The sequence below is a fragment of the Saprospira sp. CCB-QB6 genome (genome assembly GCF_028464065.1).
In the GTDB taxonomy this organism is placed as follows: Bacteria; Bacteroidota; Bacteroidia; order Chitinophagales; family Saprospiraceae; genus Saprospira.
The window spans coordinates 1,510,663-1,529,903 of the sequence record NZ_CP116808.1 but is presented as its reverse complement, the minus strand read 5'-3'; the positions used below and the strand labels follow the sequence as shown (position 1 = coordinate 1,529,903).

Here is a 19,241-nt window from a genome sequence, read left to right as displayed (position 1 = left end):
ACACTTAAACAATGAAAAACTATTTATTACTCGCTCTTTTAGGGCTTTTTATGGGCCATTTGCAAGCACAGCAATCAGATGAAATGTCGATTCAGCAAGAAGGACTTCAATGTAGCTATCAATATAAAATCCTAGAAAAGAAGAAGAAAAAAGATCAATATCTCATCCGCACTCGCCTAGAAAATCTAAACAATGAAAGCCTTTTCTATGAGGTTCCCGCAACAGACCCAGATCTTCCCATCTCAGAAGAAGAGGAGGGGCTAGCTGTGGTTAATATCCATAATACAAAAGGCCTATTTGCAAATCGCGGAGCTTGGATGATTGGCGAAAAAACAAACTACAAAACAAAAACAGGGGGAACGATTTATGAAATCCGTCCCAATACACCTATCAATAAGGAAATAAAAAGCTCGGTGGTAAAAGGCAAGACCCCCGAAATGACCGCCAAAATATATAAGCAATTTGGCCCTTTATCTAGCTTTGATATTGACTTCCTACAACCCGAGTTTATTAACGGAAGCTGGAGCTCTGATTGTGGTAACTTTAGTTTCCAAATCAATTTTGCCTATGATACACTTAACAATATTCAGTTGACGCAAATCGTAAACGATCGCCAATACAGCTATATATATAGAGGTAACCAACGCTTTGAAAGAGCCGATAACAACAATTATGTCATTATCTTTGCCGCCGATGGCAAATCTTTCCAGTACACTGCAGAAGATGGCCCTGTCTGCACTTGGCGCAAAAACTAAACAATAGGCCACAAAAAAGCCGAGGCAATCGCCTCGGCTTTTTTTATGAGCTGTATTAACTCAATTCTTCTTTTTTCGGAAGCTCTTTGTATATCTCAAAAGGCCAACCCCCACGCAATTGGTTCTTAATCGGATCGAGCAATCTGCGAATTGCACTTTTCTTAACTCGCTTATATTTCTTATCAATTAAAAGCCCTAAATGCCGCTTTAAATACCCCTGATCATATTGACCTTCAGGTAAATAAGTGAGTCGACCCTTGACGTAAGCCTTGCCCTTAAATTCTTCCGTACTACGCAATTTAGGCAAACTACCAATGACCAAAATGAAGTCTTCTTCTACGTTTTTATCCTCCATAATGTCCGAGTCACTGCTCTTCTTCTTATAAGGATAAGCTTCCATCACAAAAAATGGCTTGACCACCAACTTAGATTTACAGCGGTCTTTAAAGTATTTTAGGTCCTTTTTCAATTGCGCTTCTACCTCCTTTTTGGTAAAACGCATGGGCGTTCTATGATCCTCCTTAGAGTTTTTGGTAATGTCTAAACGCGCCTTTTTATTATCCTGTGGCATGGGCAAATAACCCACTTCTTCCGCTACTTCTTCAGGCGCCTCAGCCTCTTTTTGCCCAGCAAAAAGATTCGATAAAAGATCTCCTGACTGCGCATCTTGCTCAGCCGTAACATCCATTTCTAAGGGCTCTTTTTCCTCCTCCTCCTCTAAACTCCAATCAAATTCCTCTTCCTCATTTTGAGCAAAATCATCTTCTTCCCAAGAGAAATCCTCCTCCTCTTCTCCAAAGTCGTCTTCCTCCCAAGAAAAGTCATCATCCTCCTCAAAATCTTCCTCGTTCCAATCAAAATCATCTTTATCGTCGGTCCAATTCATAGTTGTTATATTTTAGCACTCCTAAGATAGCAATTTTTAAGCAATCACAGGAATGCTTTTTATTCTCTTTGTCCTTTTAGGGGCTGCCCCTCGCCTTGGGCTCGGGTCGGGCTGTTTCGCAGCTCGCTATTCGCTCGGCCCTGCAGCGCTAAAGCGCTTTGGTCTGGCCCTTCGGGCCACTGCTGTCCATCCCTCAGCCGCGTCGCTACGCTCCTTTGCGGCGGCTTTGCCGCCTGTCCATCGCAAAAGGGCCTAATCCAAACTCAAATAATATTGATAAAGATTGTACATAAGCATATAGTCTAAGCCATTGTAATCAAAATATCGCTTCCAATCATTTCCGTTTTTTAGCTCGGGATGTACCCAGCGGTCAAATCCCATCCAGCCAGGCGTATTGGAGCAATTGGGCGTGCCAAAACAAGGACCATCCCAAGGAGCGGTACTTAATAGCTCCTGGACCTCCTCCATTTTAATTGATTTATGCAATTTTCTGCGGTTGACAATCGCATCAACAAAGGCCCAAGCTACAAAATCATGACGGCGGCAGTAGCGGGCCATCTTTTTGGCCGACCAAGCATTTACCAAAATGGCCGCTTGGACGATCATCCCTCTGTTGTGTTGTGGCATGGGCAGCCGCCAGCCTAAAAAGGTAAAGGCCGCTAGTCCCCAGCCTCGGCTGCTTTGACTTTGGTAGTTTTGGCCCGTATAGGGGCCCGCCAAGCGATTGCCACCTTCAGCCAAAGCATAATTGAGCATTCGTAAATCGCCTCCCCATTGATTTGGGATTTCTTCGCCATTGGGGGCTTTGAGGGTCCAGTCCTCTTGCAAAAAATAGTTGGAAAGGCGATGGACTTGGCCGGCTACCTTTTCATCAAAGCTAGGCAAGCTATCTTGGTACTTTTGGCCTTCTAATAATTGGGCCGTGAGTAACCAACCCACATAAAGGTAAAATACTTGATCTTGACTAATAAAGTAGCCATCCTTGGCGCTTGGTGCTTGGCAGGCAGCCGAGGCTCTGCAGCAGTTGGCGCTATCAAATTCTAGGTGAAAATCGGAGGGGACATCATCGCGGATGAAAAAGCCATTGAGGCTAGGGGGGAGGCCCAAAAAGGTTTCGGCCTGTTCATCTAGGCGGTCGTAGGCTTCAAGGGCTAGCCAAAGCTCTTTGAGGCAGGCCGAGCGATCTTGCCCTTTTTGTTCAAGTAGTTGGGCTTCTAGGGCCAAAGTGGCTATATAGAGGCCCAGATGAATAGTGGCATCGCCCCATTCGATTAGGCCTTGGCCTTTTGGGGTCTTGCATTTATCGCGCAGGAGGTGCCAATTGTCTGCGCAATTGGCCGTGGGCATTCTGGCGCCCATAGGGATAGATTGGCCAGGGCCTTGGCCCAGTTGGATGTAGTTTTGGAGAAAGCGGGAGCGATAATGCCAGTATTTTTGCTCTAGGCTATCTTGGGGAGATAATTGGGCAGAGCAATTGGTCCAGAAAAAAAAGAGGCCGAAGCAGCAGAGCCAAAAGCGGAGCTGGGCAGTGGAGCGGCCTAGCGATGTGCAGCAGTGGCCCGAAGGGCCAGACCAAAGCGCTTTAGCGCTGCAGGGCCGAGCGAATAGCGAGCTGCGAAACGTAGCGCCCCAAGGCCGTAGGCCGCAGGGGCAGCCCCCAAAACCAAAATAATTAGTCATATTGTATTGCATTAGGGCGATAAAATAAAAAACTTCCCTCTTAGTAAAAACTAAAGAGGGAAGTTGGCGACTGTATTTTGGGCAGGACCTAATTAGGCATCTGCTGTATGATTTTTGGCTTCGATCTCGTCCACTAGTTCTTTATCGTAGCCGATATAAATGTGGATCCAGATAGAGCGGGCGAGGCGGGCGTTAATGGGAAGAATAACGATACCGCCGAGGATAGCGACCAAAAAGGCCATATTGACGCTAAGGCCAGCGAGAAACATGAGCAGGGTTACAGAAGTAAGCATATAGCCTCCGCTGAGTCCGTAACCGATGTACATAGCGCCCCAGAAAAAGCCAGGTTCGGTCTCGAAACGTTGTCCGCAGTAGGGACAAGGATCATTCATATTGTAAATTCCGCCTGTGATGCCTGTTTTAAACATATCGCCTTCATGGCAGCGGGGACATTTGTTAAGCAAAATGGCAGCGATTTTTCCTCTTTTAGCCATAATTATTTGCAATTTGTAGTGTCCTTGATGAGAGGGCACAGATGGTGATGTATTTGGCTTGAGCTAGTCAGGATGATGGATATAAAAAAGAGCTCAAGCGCTTTGCTTGTCTAAGGCAAATATAAGTATTTTTGGAAGCTTGCCAAGGTGACGGCTATCACAGTCATTTTATAGTTGAGTACTAAAAAAATAATTAAAAAATTGATTATCAATAAATAAATGTACAAACATGAATTTTGAGGGAATAGATACTGCTGAATTAAAGGACTTTATCAATAGAGCATTGAAAGAGGATGTAGGAGATGGGGATCATACTTCTTTGGCCTGTATTGATGAGGAGGCTAGAGGAACAGCTAAGTTATTGGTAAAAGATGCAGGAATTTTGGCGGGGGTAGATTTGGCCCAAGCTATTTTGGCAGAAGTAGCACCAGAGTTGAGCATAGAGGTATACTTGCAAGATGGGGCTAAAGTGGAGGTTGGCGATATTGCCTTTGAGTTATCGGGACCTAGTCAAAGTATTTTGAAAGTAGAGCGGTTGATTTTAAATTGCATGCAGCGTATGAGTGGAATTGCGAGTTTGACTGCTCGCTATGTTCAGGAAGTAGCTGGCTTAAAGGTGCAGTTATTGGACACGCGTAAAACAACGCCTACTCTACGTTTCCTAGAAAAATGGGCCGTAAGAATTGGTGGTGGTAACAACTATCGGACAGGCTTGTATGATCGGATTATGATTAAGGACAATCATATTGATTTTTGTGGAGATGTGCAGACTGCGATTCAGCAAGTATTATTTTATTTGGTTGCGGAGAACAAGGACCTTGCAATTACGGTAGAGGTTCGAGATATGGAAGAACTAGCGGCCGTTTTGGAAATGGGGCAGGTAGATCGGATTATGTTGGATAATTTTAGTCCAGAGGAGATTAAGCTGGCTTTGGCCAAAATCAATGGTGAATTTGAGGTAGAGGCTTCTGGAGGAATTACCTTAGAGAACCTTAGAGCGTATGCGGAGACTGGAGTAGATTTTATTTCGGTAGGAGCCTTAACGCATTCTTTTCAGAGCTTAGATTTGAGTCTGAAAAAGAGCTAAAGAATGAACTAGTTAATAGAAAAGCCACTGAAGGAAGTCCTTCAGCGGCTTTTCTATCTTAGATCCCAATATAAACATAGGCCACAATGAAAATGGAGAAGATTTGCAGCCAAAATTTGGGGTCTTTGTAGACTAGGCTGCCTTCCTCCCAAATGGAGCGGATAAGCTGTGAAAAAATAAGAATATAAAGGGTAATGACTAGTAGCATATAGTTTTTAGAAATAGGGGGGTGAGTAAATAATCAATGAACTTTTATCAAAAACTGATCCATAAATACTTGCAGCTTAGGTAAAACGCCTAAATTCTAGGATTAGGAACTTCTTTGATAGAGAAAAGCCGCCAACTTTCTATAATTGAATGTTTCTTGAAGAGACTATGCTCGTTTGAAACCAAAGTTTGAAGGAGTAAAGGTCTGCATTAAAGGCTACAATGAAATTACTGATTCTAGGACAAAATAAGTTGGTGTCGGAAACCTTGGCTGAGCTTTTGGCAGAGCAGGTTGACCTTGGGCTAGATTGGCTAGCTCTGCCTACTTGCGCCCTTTGTTGGCTAGAAGAACAAAAAGAGAAATTGAGCCAAACCCATATTTTTATTATCAATACAGATGATGCTTATCAGGAAGGAGTCGATTGCCTAAAAACACTCCGAGCAGCCTATCCTAAAGCTCCTATATTTGTTGTCGATCAACATGAGAGCCCAAGCCTGATTGCACTTTGTGCAGCAGCAGGAGCTAATGCCTATTTCTCTTTATCTGGCCACTTAAACAAACTAGAACAAGCTATTAGCAGTTGTTTAACAAATAGCTGATAGATAAAATCTATTGACTTAAGTTGTTGTTTATTAGCGGGATAACTGGCTGTTTTTGCCAGTTATCCCGTTTTTTATTTGTTTTGATAGAGCTTAAACAGACAGAAAAACTGTCTAAAAGCTTATACAACTTTCATTTTTTATTGAAAGGTGGTATTAAGGCTATTTTAACTTTTTTTGAATTAAGTTGCTGTTATACAGCTGTTTGTGTGTTTTGGCCTTCTTAAGGATAAGCTAAATAAATAGATGTTGGTACATTTATTTGGAACAAAATTTTGCTTTCTGTTTAAGAATTACTTATATTTGAAGTGTTGAAAGTTCAACAGTTTTTAAGAATCACAAAAAATGCATGCCTTATGTCTAGCTCTGAATTTAGCGTTCAAATCCATGAAATGGCGGGCATCCTTCAGGCCTTTGCCTACAAACTCACTAAAAGTTCAGAAGACTCTAAAGATCTCTATCAAGAGACAGCCTTTAGAGCTTTGACCAATAAAGATAAGTTCCGCCCAGGGACCAACCTCAAGGCCTGGTTGTTCACTATTATGCGCAATATTTTTATCAATAATTATCGCAAGAAGATGAAGGCCAACACCATCTTCGATGCTACCGATAATCAATATTATCTCAACACTGGCGGCCAAACCGTTTCTAATGGAGCCGAATCAGGAATCCTTATGCAGGAACTCCAAAAAATGATTGCCTCTCTAGATGATAGTATTCGCATTCCCTTTATGATGCACTATTATGGCTATAAGTACCAAGAAATTGCCGATCAATTGCAATTGCCTCTGGGAACGGTGAAAAGCCGTATTTTCTTTGCCCGAAAAGAACTTAAGGGACTAATCCATAACCGCTATGGAGATACTTTGGGCCGCACAAAATAAATGCTTGTTCTCCTAAGAAGAATAAAGCATTGTCCCGTCCTGAAAAACTGATACAGAATTTAAAGCAATAAAATTCTGATTAAATACGGTTAAAAGTTATTCTGGAAGATTTTGACCTCCTTCAAAAAGGTCAAAAAATCTTACGGAAATAACTTGTTGTCAATTTAACAACTCTGGCTTGAGATGATCTTGGGCTAGAGTTGTTTTCTTTTTGTAGCTCTTATATTCGAGCTCTTGTTGTTGGTGCATTTCAGCAGGCGGCATAAATTGGCAAGACCAATGTGGCCGAGCTTGATTATAAATATCAATACTTTGAGCGACTATTTTCTTCATGGCTTCTAGGCCCAAATGGAAAAAATCTGCAATAAATTCTTGCTTTAATATTCCATTTATTCGCTCTGCTACGGCATTTGCATAAGGGTCGTAAGATTCCGTCATCGAACAATTTATGCCTAGTTCTTTAAGTACTTGCTGATAATCATTTGAGCAATATTGAATGCCCCGATCAGAATGATGAATCAGCTCTTCATTGGGATATTGACGGCGCTTTGCAGCCTGCTGCAAGGCTCGAATAGAGCCAATACTGCTTAGGCTATTCGAGACATCATAACCCATTATTTGCTTAGAATAAGCATCTGTAACCAAGGCTAAATACATTGGATTTTCTCTCGTTCCAATGTAAGTAATATCTGAAACCCAAACTTGCTCTGGCCGATAAATTTTCAAATCAGCTATTTTGTTCTTATGCTTTCTATAGTGGTGAAAGGAATTCGTCGTTGTATGATAGTTCTTTCGGGGCTGAACGAGTAAGTTATTGGCTCGCAAAATAGTAAAAAACTTATCTCGTCCTACTCGCAGAGCCTTCAACTCTGTTTGAAGTAAATGATACAGTTTACGACCTCCTAAACGAGGCATTTTGTTTCGTACTTCTTGAACTAAAGCGACTACTTTTTCTGCCAATCCCTGATTAGAGCTATGTTTTGCCTTTGGCCTATAATACTTCTGACGATTTAGCCCGACCAGTCGACATAAGCTACTTAAGCTTATTTTTTCTTCTTTTTGGAATTTATCAACTGTTCGGGTAAAGACTTTTTTCTAATGGGAATTTGAAACTCCTCTTCCGCTATATCTATCATCATATCAAAAAATAAGGCCTTCTTATCTGCCTGATTTAGCTCCTTTTCCAAACGACGATTTTGCTTCTCTAATAGCTTCATTTGCTGACGCAATTCCATCAATTCTTGTTCTGGACTCTTTTTCATACTTCTTATTTTATAGCTCTTATCATATTGGCCATGTTTCTCAATCCATGTCCGAATTGTATTGTCTCCTTGTATCCCATACTTTCGTTGAGCTGCCTTTAATCCAATCTCTCCATTTTCTACTTCCGACACAACTTGGAGCTTAAAAGCTAAGGTATAATCTTTTTGTGTCCGCTTAACATACTGACCTTCTTTATTTTCCATCTATCTTCTGATTTTGTTGTATCAGTATATCAGGACAAGACATTGGACCAAAAAAAGCAGCTTGCTCATTTGAGCAAGCTGCTTTTTCATTTTCTCCGAAATGTTTAAACCTAAAGGCTACCAATCATTTCTTCTGGACGAACCCAAGCATCAAATTCTTCTGCTGTCAAATACCCCAAAGCTAAACCCGCTTCTTTAAGGGTGCTGTTTTCTTTATAGGCCTTTTTCGCAATCTCAGAGGCTTTGTCATAACCAATGTGCGTGTTGAGGGCCGTCACCAACATTAAGGAGTTCTCCAAGTTTTTGGCAATGTTGTTCAACTGTGGCTCCAAACCAGCAATACAATTGCTCTCAAAAGAACGACAAGCATCCCCAATCAAACGAGCCGAAATCAAAAAGTTGTAAATCATCATGGGCTTGAAGACGTTGAGCTGAAACTGCCCAGTCATTCCCCCCACGTTAATCGCTACATCATTCCCCACAACCTGCGCCATGGCCATTGTCAAGGCTTCCGATTGTGTGGGATTGACTTTACCCGGCATGATAGAAGAACCTGGCTCATTGGCCGGAATAACGTACTCTCCAATTCCACAACGTGGACCAGAAGCCAACATCCGAATGTCATTGCCAATTTTCATCAAAGAAACAGCCACAGTTTTCAACGCTCCATGAGACTCTACAATCGCATCATGTGCCGCTAAGGCCTCAAATTTATTGGGCGCAGTCACAAAAGGTAAACCCGTTAGACCCGCAATCTGAGCCGCCACTTCTTCCGCATAACCCTCAGGCGTGTTCAAACCCGTTCCTACTGCCGTTCCACCCAAGGCCAATTCAGCCAAATGAGGAAGGCTATTTTTAATGGCGCGAATGCCATGATCCAATTGCGCAACAAAGCCAGAAAGCTCTTGCCCAACTGTAACCGGCGTGGCATCCATAAAGTGAGTGCGACCAATTTTTACGACATCCGCATAGGCTTTGGCCTTCTCATCCAAACGATTGCGCAATTGCTCCAAGCCCGGAATCGTATTCTCTACCAACATTTTATAAGCCGCAATATGCATGGCCGTTGGAAAAGTATCATTTGATGATTGCGATTTATTGACATCATCGTTAGGGTGGATCTTTTTCACCTTATCTTCCAAGCTACCGCCCAAAAGAACATGCGCACGGTTAGCCACCACCTCATTCATATTCATATTCGATTGCGTACCAGAACCCGTCTGCCAAACAACCAAAGGAAACTGATCATCTAAAGCACCCGTAAGCACCTCATCGCAAACTTTAGCAATGATCTCCGTCTTATCATCAGCCAAAACCCCCAATTTGTTGTTGGTCAAAGCTGCCGCTTTTTTCAAAATGGCAAAAGCATGCGTAATTTCCAAAGGCATGCGCTGCCCTCCAATTAGGAAGTTTTCTTTAGAACGTTGCGTTTGTGCGGCCCAATATTTGTCGGCTGGCACTTCTACATATCCGATAGAATCTTTTTCTTGACGAGTCGCCATGAATCTTGATTTTTTTAGGTCATAAAAAAGCAATTTACAACTTCTATATATAAGAATGGCGATTTTAATACAGTTTTTTCTGGGCCTCCGCAGCTTCGCTGCGGCGCTACGTTTCGGGGCTCGCTGTTCGCTCGGCCCTTCGGCGGCTTTGCCGCCTCGGTCTGGCCTATCGGCCACCCCTGCACATCGCTAGGCCGCGTCGCTTCGCTCCTTTGCGGCGGCTGCGCCGCCTGTCTACCGCAAAAAATAAAGCAACCCAAAAATTGGCTTTCCTCCGCAAGTACAGTTGTTTTTAAATGGGTTCTAGAACTCTTTTGAGAGCAACTTACTTATAGCTGAGGAGTAATAATTTTGTGCGCTTCTAGGCATTTTTAGAGGGCATAGCAGCGCTACGGCAGAAAAAAATAACGAGGAAGAGCGCAAAATTAGCTTTCCTCTGCAAGTACAGTTGTTTTTAAATGAGTTCTTTGTATATTCGTAAGTCTCAAGTTAATTTCATAGAAAAATAATCATTATCATGCATAAGTGGATACTTAGTTTTGCACTATTGGCCTTTTTATTTGTAGGTCAAGCCGCTAGCGCTCAACATAGCGCTGCAGCTCCTTCAACAAATAGCACAATGACGGCCAACCCAATTAGCGAAATGCTAGACCTGCTTCGGAAGGACTACCAAGCAAGCAGCGAACTAGTCGCTGCAGCCAATAAAACGGCCCAATATCTCCCTACTCGTAATTATGAAGAGTTTGCTATTTTTAAGCGGGACTTTTTCCGCAAGTTTAGCACTTATATGTCTGAAGCAGACCTCAACCGCCTCAAAAATGATGGCCAATTTGCCAATATTTTGCAGCGCTTGTACCGCCAAGGCGGTAGACGATAATCTGCACTGCCTCCTTTTTGGACCATTTACTGGATTCTTCCCAAAAAGATACTAAATTTGTTGGCCTTCAATTTCCAAAAAGTTGAAGGCTAGCCTTTTTAGCGGAGACAGGCCCAAAGGGCCGCAGGCTGAGGGATGAACAGTGGTGGCCGAAGGCCAGACCCAAGTTTTTTGAAGCGAAGCGAAAAAAACTGCAGGGCCGAGCGACTAGCGAGCCACGACACAGCCCGACCCGACCGATAATTCATGAGGGGTTCACCCCTCATTTTGTATCGCTTCGCAAAGCGATACCGCTTTGCACTGGGTTTTAACCCATCGGAAGGGGCAGCCCCAAAAATAGCAGAATATTCCAACAACTCCAGTATCTCAACACCCATGGAAGAGCACTCTCTACCCGATGAGGATAATCAAGAACAAACGCCTCAACAAGAAGAACGAGAAGTCACTGCAGAAGAACTGCAGGTCTTTAATGAGGAACTAATGCCTCAAATTAATGCCTTGTACAACTTTGCCTATCATTTGACTTATAACGAAGATGATGCAAATGATCTAGTACAAGAAACTTATCTCAAAGCCTATCGGTTTATACATCGATATCAGCCGGGCACCAATGCCAAGGCTTGGCTCTTTAAGATTCTGAAAAATGCATTCATCAATCAGTATCGAAAAAAGAGTAAACGTCCACAAAAGGTGGATTATGAAGATATTGTGAGCTATCATGATACCGAAGATGCTAGTTATGTAGATTTCATGGACCTCCGCCAAGAAATCTTTCAAGGCATGATTGGCGATGAGGTAACTACGGCCATTAACTCTTTAGCTGTAGATTTTCGCACCGTAATTTTGCTTTGCGATATTGAAGGCTTTACTTATGAGGAAATTGCCAAAATTATTGATGTACCTATTGGTACGGTGCGCTCGCGTCTGCACCGCGCCCGCAATATGCTCAAAGAGCAGTTGCGTACTTATGCCGAAAGGCTAGGGTACAAGGATTATCGAGGCCAAAAAAATAAATAACTCGCTTTTAACAGACCGAAAACGAACTATTTAGGCCCTTTAGCCCGTTAGCAAGAAACTTCAAATTAATCAGCGCCTCTTAAAAGAAGGGGCGCTATTTGAAATAGATGCAAACTATTCTCAATTTACTAAAACAGTACAGTTATGAATGGACTAACTGACAAGGAGTTCAACCGCCGTCTGGTCATGTACCTAGATGGGGCACTCGCTCCAGAAGAAAGCCGCAATTTTTTAGATGCTATTATGGAATCTCCCGAACAACTCGCCAAATTGGAACAGGAGAAGTCCTTTAGAGAATTTTTACGCAAGAAAGTCGGCCGGAGAAACGTCTCCTCGGCCTTGGTGCAAAGCATTAAAACCAAAATCAGCGACCCAAGCACTTCCTCCTATTGATCCTATCTTTTGCTGTATAGAGGCAGTATCTCGCCCGAGATCTGGTCGCATCCTCTCAACAGTTTCCCTATTATAGAAAAGAGACGAGCCTCAGCCCGTCTCTTTTTTTGTTTTATTGTTTTACCACTAGCTGCGAAACGGGCAAAAAGCCTTTACCCGATAAGCGCAAAATATAACTAGCTGCAGGCAAGTTGCCCAAATCAAATTGATATTGGCTTTGATGAGCACTAAGCGTAAATTCTTTGATTTTTTGGCCCGCCAAATTATAAAGCTCGGCTCGCTCTAGCTCTCCACCCGCAGGCAAAATAGGTGCTACCGTAAATTGCTGTTGTACGGGATGTGGATAGAGTTCTAGGCTCATCAAGCCCGCTTCTGCTAGCTTTTTTGTCCCGCTTTTTTTTGAGGCAAATGGACTTTTGGCCAAATGCAATTGGTTAGACTCCCAAAAGTGATCATGAGAATAAACCATGACCATCTCTTCATCAGAAAAAGCAATTTGACTGAAATCTGTAGGCAAGGAAATAGCCTCTTTTTCTACCCATTCCTCTTTTAAACTGCTGCGCTCAAAAATAAGCATATTTTGATGGCCACTATTGCAAACAAAGCGCAAACCATCATGAGATAAATGACCAGGGCCCAAATCTTCTCCCTCTGCCAAAATTGCCTCAAATTGGTAGAGCCCCGGGAAATTGCCTAACTTAAATTGCAAGATTTGCTGGCCGCTTTCTCCCGAATGATAGAGGTAAAGCTCCTCTAAATTTTGAGTCAAACTAGGCGCCGAGATAAATTCTAGCTCTTCGACCCCCTCCAAACTAAATAGCCACTTATCTGCTGAAAAGGGCTCCGATCGGCTTGCTCGCTGAGAGAAGTAAAGATCAATTTCGCCTTTTTCCCGAACAGAATGCACCGCAGTCAACTCATCTTCAGAGAGCCAAATAGACATATTATCTAGCCCTTCCATATTTAGGCCCATGACTTTGGCTGGACCAAATGGCGTTTGCAAATTAGGCCGCTCGGCCTGCACGATTTTATCCTGCCCCTCAAAAGTTTGGGTCCAAAATAAACGCAAACCATCCTTAGATAACCAAGGATAAGCATCGGTGCTGCCCTCCATATTTACTTCTTTGAGGTTGCGCGCCGTCTGCAAATTTCCATAGCTAAAGCTGGCCTCTTCCTCTGGAATGGGCAACAAGAAATCGGCCTCCTGATAAGTTTCATATTCTACAAAACTAGGCTCTTCTAGACGAGGAAGCTGCGCCCAACTGGCCACAGAAAATAAACTGGCGGCAAATAGTACGATAGATTTTTTCATAAAACAACGATTTTGAGGTGAATACCCATTCTATCAATGAGTTAGGGGCTATTTATCTAGATGTTTAGTTTTTTAATTTTGGTGTTTTGAGGATTATTTTTTTGGGGCTGCCCCTCCCTTTGGTCGGGTCGGGCCATTGCGCAGCTCGCAGGTCTGCTCGGCCCTGCGGCCTACGGCCTTGGTCTGCCGCTTCGCGGCCCTGCTTCAGCCCCTCAGCCTGCGGCCCTTTGGGCCTGTAGGGCGCAGAAAAAAGCCCCGCCGCAATTTTGCGGCGGGGCTCCATTTTAATCAATATGTGGAATTTCAACCAGCAAGGCTGCACAACTGCCTTTACCCGTGAATTTCATCTGGCCATTATTCCCTAAACTATACTTTAGAGCTGAGTCATCGGCTAGTTTTGGACCAAGGACCGCCTTGAGGCGGCTCTTGAAACTCAGTTTGCTGCTTTGCTGCTTGAGCTGTCGGCAAACCTGATCAATATCTAACGGTTCTTGCGAATAAATGATGCACAAAAAATCAGTGCCCACCTCTCCATTTAAGCGAAGGTGCTTTTCTTCATTGGGTAAGGGAACCTCATTCTTTTTATAGTTGAGTAAGGGACTTACATTGGGCTTGTGGGGGAAAACTACAAAGGGCTTATGTCTTAAATCATCGCCAATGGCATAGACATAAGCTGGAGCTTGGTTGCCAATATACATTCTAAAGCGGGTGCCTGAGCGATAAGAAGAGTTTAGACGAAAACTACTTTTATCAGCTTGAATGCGGGCTTTCATGGCTTGGCCCTCATAACCTTCTAGGCGAAGACTTCCAGCCAACTCTCTTTCTGCAGGAGCTTTAGCGGGTTCTCCCACAATTTCGATGGCCTGATAAAAAAAGGCTGGAAAATCTTTATACTTGACCCAAATTCGGCCATTGCCGCCCCAAGAGGTCCCCCAAGAGTTTTGGACCAAAAAGGCTCCACCATATTTATCGTCATCATAACCAATGAGGCAAACGGCATGGCGGCCATGTGGGTTAGTTGGCGATTCTTCTGCTGATTCGGTGGGCGTCCAAAGATCTGATTTGGCATACATAAATGAGTTGGGGCAAATCATAGAAACAGCAATAGGGTAGCCTTCGGATAGGCTTTTTTTGGCTTTGGCTACCTTTTGTTTGTCCGTGGTGCCATCATTTTTGTCCCAAAGGCGGACATAATCCTTAATTTTAAAATTTTTGGCGGCATCGTAGGCTTGTTGGGGCAGCTTATTCCCATTATAACAATGGGCCTTAAAGTCCTTGTATTTGGGCACGCCATAAACCTTCATATTATCGGCACAGCGAGAGAGATAGGCGCCCCAGCAGTTTTTGCTAGAAGAGCTCAGACGATAGAGAAAACCATAAGAAAAGGTATTATCATCGATAGTTTTGGTGTCGGTCCAACCATTGGCCTTTGCTTCTAGAATAGAGCGGGCGGTATAGGCCGTGGCCCAGGCGGCGCAGGTGCCATAATTACCTTGGCTACCAGGAGTAGGGGCCCATTTGGCCAAAGAGGCTTGGGAGCCTACAGAGCGGTAGAGTGATTTTGTTTGTTCGGCTTTGACGGGAATATCGTCATAGTCGGGATCGGGTTCTAGGGGGATGCCTGTGGTATAGGGTTGGGCCAAAAGGCCAGCTGAAAGGGCCAAAAAACTGAGGCAGGCAAAAAATAATTTATACATAGGATTAGATTGAAGGTGGAAAAGTGGGCCTCCTTAGCGGCCGAAGGCCGAACGGCTGAGGGATAGACAGCAGTGGCCCGAAGGGCCAGACCCAGCCGCCTTTGGCGGCGCAGGGCCGAGCGAGCAGCGAGCTGCGCAATGGCCCGACCCGAGCCGATAGGCGAGGGGCAGCCCCAAAAAGCAGTAGTAATTAGCGTTTTCTGAAGACAAAATTTCCGCCTTCATCGCCAGTTTGGGGCAAAACGCCAAACTGTGGGACGTGATTGTTGGGGCTATTGTAGATTACTGCGGGTTTAATTTTAGAGTAGAGATTTTCGGCAGTGAAGCAGCTAGCGTCATTTTGGCCCAGCATTTTGATAAAATACTTGAAAAAAATGCTGTTATCGGGCACCACGGTATTGGCTCCGCTGGTAATGGCGCGGCGGCTTTTGAGTTTGGCCATTTCTTCGCAGGCGAACTCTTCCATATTGCGGAAGCCGCCAGTAAAAATGGAGCCACTAAAGCAGGCGTCGGCGACCACAAGGGTATGTTTGGCCTTCATGGCATTCATATAATCGCGGAGCTCTGCATTAGAGAGCCAGTTGCTGCGGCTATTCTTTTTAGAATCCTTGGGTAGCCAGTAGCCCACCTCATTTTTCACGATACCATGGCCAGAGTAATACACCAAAAGATTGTCATCATCGCTTAGTCGGTCTTGTAGGTAGACCAATTTATTGAGAATTTCTTCTTTTGTGGGGTTTTTGAGAAAATGCACATCGCCAGGTTCAAAGGTATACGTTTGGGTAAGCACCTTTTGGAGTTCGGCCCCGTCATCGATAGGTTTTTCGAGATCAGAGATGGCAAAATCGTCATAATTTTCTACGGCGATAATAAGGGCGTGATAGTTTCCACTGCTAGAGGCTTTATACTCGATAATGCGTTTTTCGGAGCGCATTTCGTGCTTGTTTGTTTGGACCTGAATAATGAGTTCGTTGCGTCCTTCTTGGAGGCGAACCGTTTCAGATAGGCTGCGGTCGCAATCGTCTTCTAAGCCAAAGCCTCTAGAGCTAAAACTCTGGCCATTGAGCAAGAGTTTGACTGAAGTAATTGGCAGTTCGGAATTGATACAAGCTTTGACCTCATAGACGGGCTCAGTGCTGGCGGTATAAGCTTTATAAGGATAATCCCAGCTCACAGAGGGGGGAGCTGTTTCCTTCATTTTTGATTTGACTTGGGCAAGACCTTGTTTATAAGCTGATTCATTGGGGTTAATGCTCAATGCTTTGGCGTAATCCTTGGCGGCAGCCTCAAAATTGCCTAAGCATTCTTGGGCCATAGCGCGGTCGCCATAATAGAAGGCCTCTTTAGTCTTGGTCATTTTTTCGGCCGTATTAAAATCGTCTAGGGCTTTGTTGCAGCGGCCGAGGCAGAGATAAATTGCGGCGCGGCTATGGTAGCTATGTTCATCGGCTTCTAGTTGGATGGCCGAATTGACATCATTGAGGGCTGTTTCGCATTGGCCCAGTAAATATTTGGCCCAAGCGCGATTGTTATAGCAGTTCGCATCATTGGGGTGGAGCTTGAGTGCTTCGGTATAGTGGCGAACGGCTAGATCGTAATTTTTTTCATTGAGGGCTTTATTCCCAGCGCTGTAATGATCTTGGAAATAATCTTTGCGACCTTGTGGCTCATAGTTAAAATGCAGCTGGCTAATGCGGTAATTTTTATCCCAATTCGTTTTGATATAATCAGCGGGAAAGGCCGTTTGGGCCATGCTGACTTCTTTTTGGGCCTGTTTGAGTTTAGACATGACAACCAGCCACTGGCCATCGCCATAAGTGATGCCTGTAATATTGAAGCCCTTGCCATAATTTTCTTGGATCCATTTGGCGGGATAGCTGGCCGACCAGCGGAAGGTTTGCTGACGATATTGAGCGCCTTTAGAAAGAACGCCCACCCATTGGCCTTGTCCATAGGCAAGGTCAACGATATATTTACCCGCTTTCCATTGCTGCTCAATATACGTCCTGATTTCATCAAAGCTATTTTTCTTTGCCCAGCCTTCCTGCTCAAAGCCAGCGCCGCGGCTCATAACCACAATCCATTGCTCATCGGCAAATTCGATATCGGTAATATCAAAGCCTTCGCTCCATTTGCGATCAATCCAATCATTTGGGAAGTCGGTGCTTCGGTAAAAGGTTTGTTGCTTGTAATTCTTTTTGGTCATAACAACCCACCAAGCATTTCCATCAAAAGCAATATTGCTGAGGAATTTTCCTTGGTTCCAATGTTTTTTAACAAAGTCGGTAGGGAATTCGCTGCTCTTTTCATAGGCTTGCAAATCTCTACTAGCACTCATTGAAATAGCCCAACTGTCATTTTGGGCATAGAGGCTCTGAAGTCCGAGAAGGAAACTGAAAAGGGTGAAAATAGTGCGCATGTTCTTAGAAAGTTTTGGTTTGAACTTATTAAAAAATAAGTTTTTGGGCAGAAGTTGGTCTAAACTAAAAACTCATTAAAATTAAGCGTGTCAACTGTGAAATCAATCGTTTTTTAATGAACCCTAACTTAATAACCGCCTTTAAATCAGCTTTTATTATGGGTCTACAAAGAAAGTGCTATTTTTTAACAGAAAAGCCATCAAATTGGCGGCAAGGATTTTAAAATACTTTTGGGATGCGGATTTTATACAGTTTAATGTTATTTTTTGGGGCTTTTTCTGCGGCGGCTCAATATGAGTTACCAGATAATCATCGCCCCCAATATCACCCTCAACGGCTGTTTAGTGTAGAGCTATGCAGTACTGTTGGCTTAGGCGAGGCGCAAAATAGTTTTATCTACTTTAATACACAATATAACCTATGGCAACGACCTTTTCAGCAACTTAATTTACAAATAGGAGCTGGCTTAGGAGTTATGCATAATAATTATGGAAGAATGCTGGCGCTCTCTTCGCCTTGGCGGCTATTTTATGCCTATGGCAAACAGGGCCATTTTTTAGAATTGGGCTTGGGCAGCAGCTTTAGCCTAGGCTATTCGCTAACAGAGGGGGCGCATTTTATGCCTATAGCCCTGCCTTCTTTGGGGTATCGCTATCAAATTCCACAAAAGACTTTTTTTCAAGCCTATTTATCTTGGCAATATCATCCTCATTTAGGAGCTAGTCCTTTAATTGGTATAGCAGTTGGGTATGATTATTAGGGGCCTCCTGCCTGCGGCCGCCGCTATGCTGCGGGGCTCGCTGCTCGCTCGGCCCTGCGCCGCCTAAGGCGGCTGGGTCTGGCCCTTCGGGCCACCCACTCCGCAGCGCTCAGCCATTGGCCCAATCGGATGTTCTTTCTTTTGTACAAAGCGTTCAATAAATAAATGATATGAAACAATATTACTACACTTTGGTACTTAGTCTTTTTTTGCCTTTAGGTCTTTGGGCACAGAGTTACATCAAATATACCGAAAGTGAACGGGTAAAGGCCATTCGGGAAAATATTAAGGTGTTGAGTAATGGTAAAGGGGATTTCTGGACCGAAGTAGGTGTGAAAAAGGGCTGTGAGTATGTAGAAGAAGCTATCTTTTTGGATAAAGGAGACCAAATTACTTTCCTAATGCAGGACCAAACGACTCCTTTTGAAGGAAGCTTTTCTTCAGAAACAGAAGAAATTATGAAAATACGCCCCCTCCAAAAAGGGGATAAATTCCGCTTTAAGTCTAGCTATACAATTAAAGAAGCGGGCGACTATTTTTGGCGCTTTATGGCTTTAGATAAAAAGGATTATTTGGTTACACCAGAACTCTTACTGATTTTGGCCAAAAAAGATTGGTCCAGTTACCGAGATGCCCAAGAGTTTGCCGAGCAAATAGAGTTTTTACTTGCTATTTCAGAAACGCTCTTTATTCCTATACAAGGAGACTTTATTGATAAAGACATCAAGGGTAGCCGATATGAAACCACTTATCTGTTTCAGGGGAAAGCAGGAACTATGGAAATTACGCCCAAAGGATACGTCTATCGCTGTAATCTATATGAAGGCGAAGACCAAGCACTAGCTGCAGCAGCTAAAGAAGAAGCGCTAAAACAATTGAAAGCCGTTTTGGAAAATAATTGCTTGAGCGAGGCAAAGGAAACTACGGAAGCCCCGTATTCTTTACTTAAAGAGTACTATGAGCTAAATTATAGGGCTTGTAGTCTAGAGCATGTAGAAGTCAATTTATACCACTACAAAAGGCGAGATGATTATTTTGTGCAACTAGAAATAGTGAGTAAAAAGTAGCGTATAGGCGGCCAATGGCCGCCTTTGGCCTTTTAGGCCAAAACGGCTGAGGGATGGAAAGTGGTGCGGCAGAGCCGCAGACCAAGGAGCCAAAGGCGACGCAGGGCCGAGCAGACCTGCGAGCCACGACACAGCCC

Annotated in this window: 19 protein-coding genes; 9 read left to right on the top strand and 10 right to left on the bottom strand. The window is 43.8% G+C overall.

The features are described 5' to 3' along the window. Positions 1-11 precede the first annotated feature (11 nt). A complete protein-coding gene (locus PPO43_RS05945) occupies positions 12-755 on the top strand; it encodes a hypothetical protein (RefSeq protein ID WP_272620897.1) in 744 nt (247 codons plus the stop codon). 55 nt (positions 756-810) lie between these two features. On the opposite strand, the gene PPO43_RS05940 is transcribed toward PPO43_RS05945, so the two are convergent. From PPO43_RS05940 to PPO43_RS05930, 3 genes are all read right to left on the bottom strand, one after another. Next, positions 811-1,641, bottom strand: a complete 831-nt coding sequence (locus PPO43_RS05940; RefSeq protein WP_272620896.1) for a hypothetical protein — start codon at positions 1,639-1,641, stop codon at positions 811-813. Positions 1,642-1,893: 252 nt separating this feature from the next. Continuing rightward, entirely contained in the window at positions 1,894-3,000 is a 1,107-nt protein-coding gene (locus tag PPO43_RS05935) for a hypothetical protein (RefSeq protein WP_272620895.1), read from the bottom strand. Between the two features lie 413 nt (positions 3,001-3,413). After that, positions 3,414-3,815 carry a DUF983 domain-containing protein gene (locus tag PPO43_RS05930; RefSeq protein WP_272620894.1) on the bottom strand — a complete coding sequence of 134 codons (402 nt, stop codon included), beginning with the start codon at positions 3,813-3,815 and terminating at the stop codon, positions 3,414-3,416. A gap of 229 nt (positions 3,816-4,044) precedes the next feature. Here PPO43_RS05930 and nadC point away from each other — a divergent pair, with 229 nt between their 5' ends. Beyond that, a complete protein-coding gene (gene nadC / locus PPO43_RS05925; protein ID WP_272620893.1) occupies positions 4,045-4,902 on the top strand; it encodes a carboxylating nicotinate-nucleotide diphosphorylase in 858 nt (285 codons plus the stop codon). Between the two features lie 58 nt (positions 4,903-4,960). Here nadC and PPO43_RS05920 read toward each other — a convergent pair whose 3' ends face one another. Continuing rightward, positions 4,961-5,110 carry a hypothetical protein gene (locus tag PPO43_RS05920; protein WP_272620891.1) on the bottom strand — a complete coding sequence of 50 codons (150 nt, stop codon included), beginning with the start codon at positions 5,108-5,110 and terminating at the stop codon, positions 4,961-4,963. 221 nt (positions 5,111-5,331) lie between these two features. Here PPO43_RS05920 and PPO43_RS05915 point away from each other — a divergent pair, with 221 nt between their 5' ends. Together PPO43_RS05915 and PPO43_RS05910 are read left to right on the top strand one after the other, a co-directional pair. Then, positions 5,332-5,709 carry a transcriptional regulator gene (locus PPO43_RS05915; RefSeq protein WP_272620890.1) on the top strand — a complete coding sequence of 126 codons (378 nt, stop codon included), beginning with the start codon at positions 5,332-5,334 and terminating at the stop codon, positions 5,707-5,709. A gap of 356 nt (positions 5,710-6,065) precedes the next feature. Continuing rightward, positions 6,066-6,593, top strand: coding sequence for an RNA polymerase sigma factor (locus tag PPO43_RS05910; protein WP_272620889.1), 528 nt, complete (start codon positions 6,066-6,068; stop codon positions 6,591-6,593). A 159-nt stretch (positions 6,594-6,752) separates the two neighbouring features. Here PPO43_RS05910 and PPO43_RS05905 read toward each other — a convergent pair whose 3' ends face one another. The 3 genes from PPO43_RS05905 to fumC all read right to left on the bottom strand — a co-directional run bounded on the left by PPO43_RS05905 (position 6,753) and on the right by fumC (position 9,561). Next, a complete protein-coding gene (locus PPO43_RS05905) occupies positions 6,753-7,616 on the bottom strand; it encodes an IS3 family transposase (RefSeq protein ID WP_272621327.1) in 864 nt (287 codons plus the stop codon). 20 nt (positions 7,617-7,636) lie between these two features. Next, positions 7,637-8,059 (bottom strand): hypothetical protein, encoded by a 423-nt coding sequence (locus PPO43_RS05900; RefSeq protein ID WP_272620888.1) that lies wholly within the window; start codon positions 8,057-8,059, stop codon positions 7,637-7,639. 110 nt (positions 8,060-8,169) lie between these two features. After that, positions 8,170-9,561, bottom strand: coding sequence for a class II fumarate hydratase (gene fumC, locus PPO43_RS05895; RefSeq protein WP_272620887.1), 1,392 nt, complete (start codon positions 9,559-9,561; stop codon positions 8,170-8,172). 517 nt (positions 9,562-10,078) lie between these two features. Here fumC and PPO43_RS05890 point away from each other — a divergent pair. The 3 genes from PPO43_RS05890 (at position 10,079) to PPO43_RS05880 (ending at position 11,848) form a co-directional block, all read left to right on the top strand. Further along, complete coding sequence (locus PPO43_RS05890; RefSeq protein ID WP_272620886.1) at positions 10,079-10,438, top strand: hypothetical protein; 360 nt, start codon at positions 10,079-10,081, stop codon at positions 10,436-10,438. A 375-nt stretch (positions 10,439-10,813) separates the two neighbouring features. Beyond that, positions 10,814-11,455, top strand: coding sequence for a sigma-70 family RNA polymerase sigma factor (locus PPO43_RS05885; protein ID WP_272620885.1), 642 nt, complete (start codon positions 10,814-10,816; stop codon positions 11,453-11,455). Positions 11,456-11,599: 144 nt separating this feature from the next. After that, positions 11,600-11,848: a hypothetical protein gene (locus PPO43_RS05880; protein WP_002659274.1), complete on the top strand. Its 249-nt coding sequence runs from the start codon at positions 11,600-11,602 to the stop codon at positions 11,846-11,848. 112 nt (positions 11,849-11,960) lie between these two features. Here PPO43_RS05880 and PPO43_RS05875 read toward each other — a convergent pair whose 3' ends face one another. From PPO43_RS05875 to PPO43_RS05865, 3 genes are all read right to left on the bottom strand, one after another. After that, positions 11,961-13,160: a T9SS type A sorting domain-containing protein gene (locus tag PPO43_RS05875; RefSeq protein ID WP_272620884.1), complete on the bottom strand. Its 1,200-nt coding sequence runs from the start codon at positions 13,158-13,160 to the stop codon at positions 11,961-11,963. 284 nt (positions 13,161-13,444) lie between these two features. After that, positions 13,445-14,857: a C1 family peptidase gene (locus PPO43_RS05870; RefSeq protein WP_272620883.1), complete on the bottom strand. Its 1,413-nt coding sequence runs from the start codon at positions 14,855-14,857 to the stop codon at positions 13,445-13,447. A gap of 190 nt (positions 14,858-15,047) precedes the next feature. Next, complete coding sequence (locus tag PPO43_RS05865; RefSeq protein WP_272620882.1) at positions 15,048-17,276, bottom strand: DUF7477 domain-containing protein; 2,229 nt, start codon at positions 17,274-17,276, stop codon at positions 15,048-15,050. Between the two features lie 236 nt (positions 17,277-17,512). Between PPO43_RS05865 and PPO43_RS05860 the strand changes: the two genes are divergently transcribed. Next, positions 17,513-18,037, top strand: a complete 525-nt coding sequence (locus PPO43_RS05860) for a hypothetical protein (RefSeq protein WP_272620881.1) — start codon at positions 17,513-17,515, stop codon at positions 18,035-18,037. Positions 18,038-18,207: 170 nt separating this feature from the next. Further along, positions 18,208-19,104: a hypothetical protein gene (locus PPO43_RS05855; protein WP_272620880.1), complete on the top strand. Its 897-nt coding sequence runs from the start codon at positions 18,208-18,210 to the stop codon at positions 19,102-19,104. Positions 19,105-19,241: the final 137 nt, after the last annotated feature.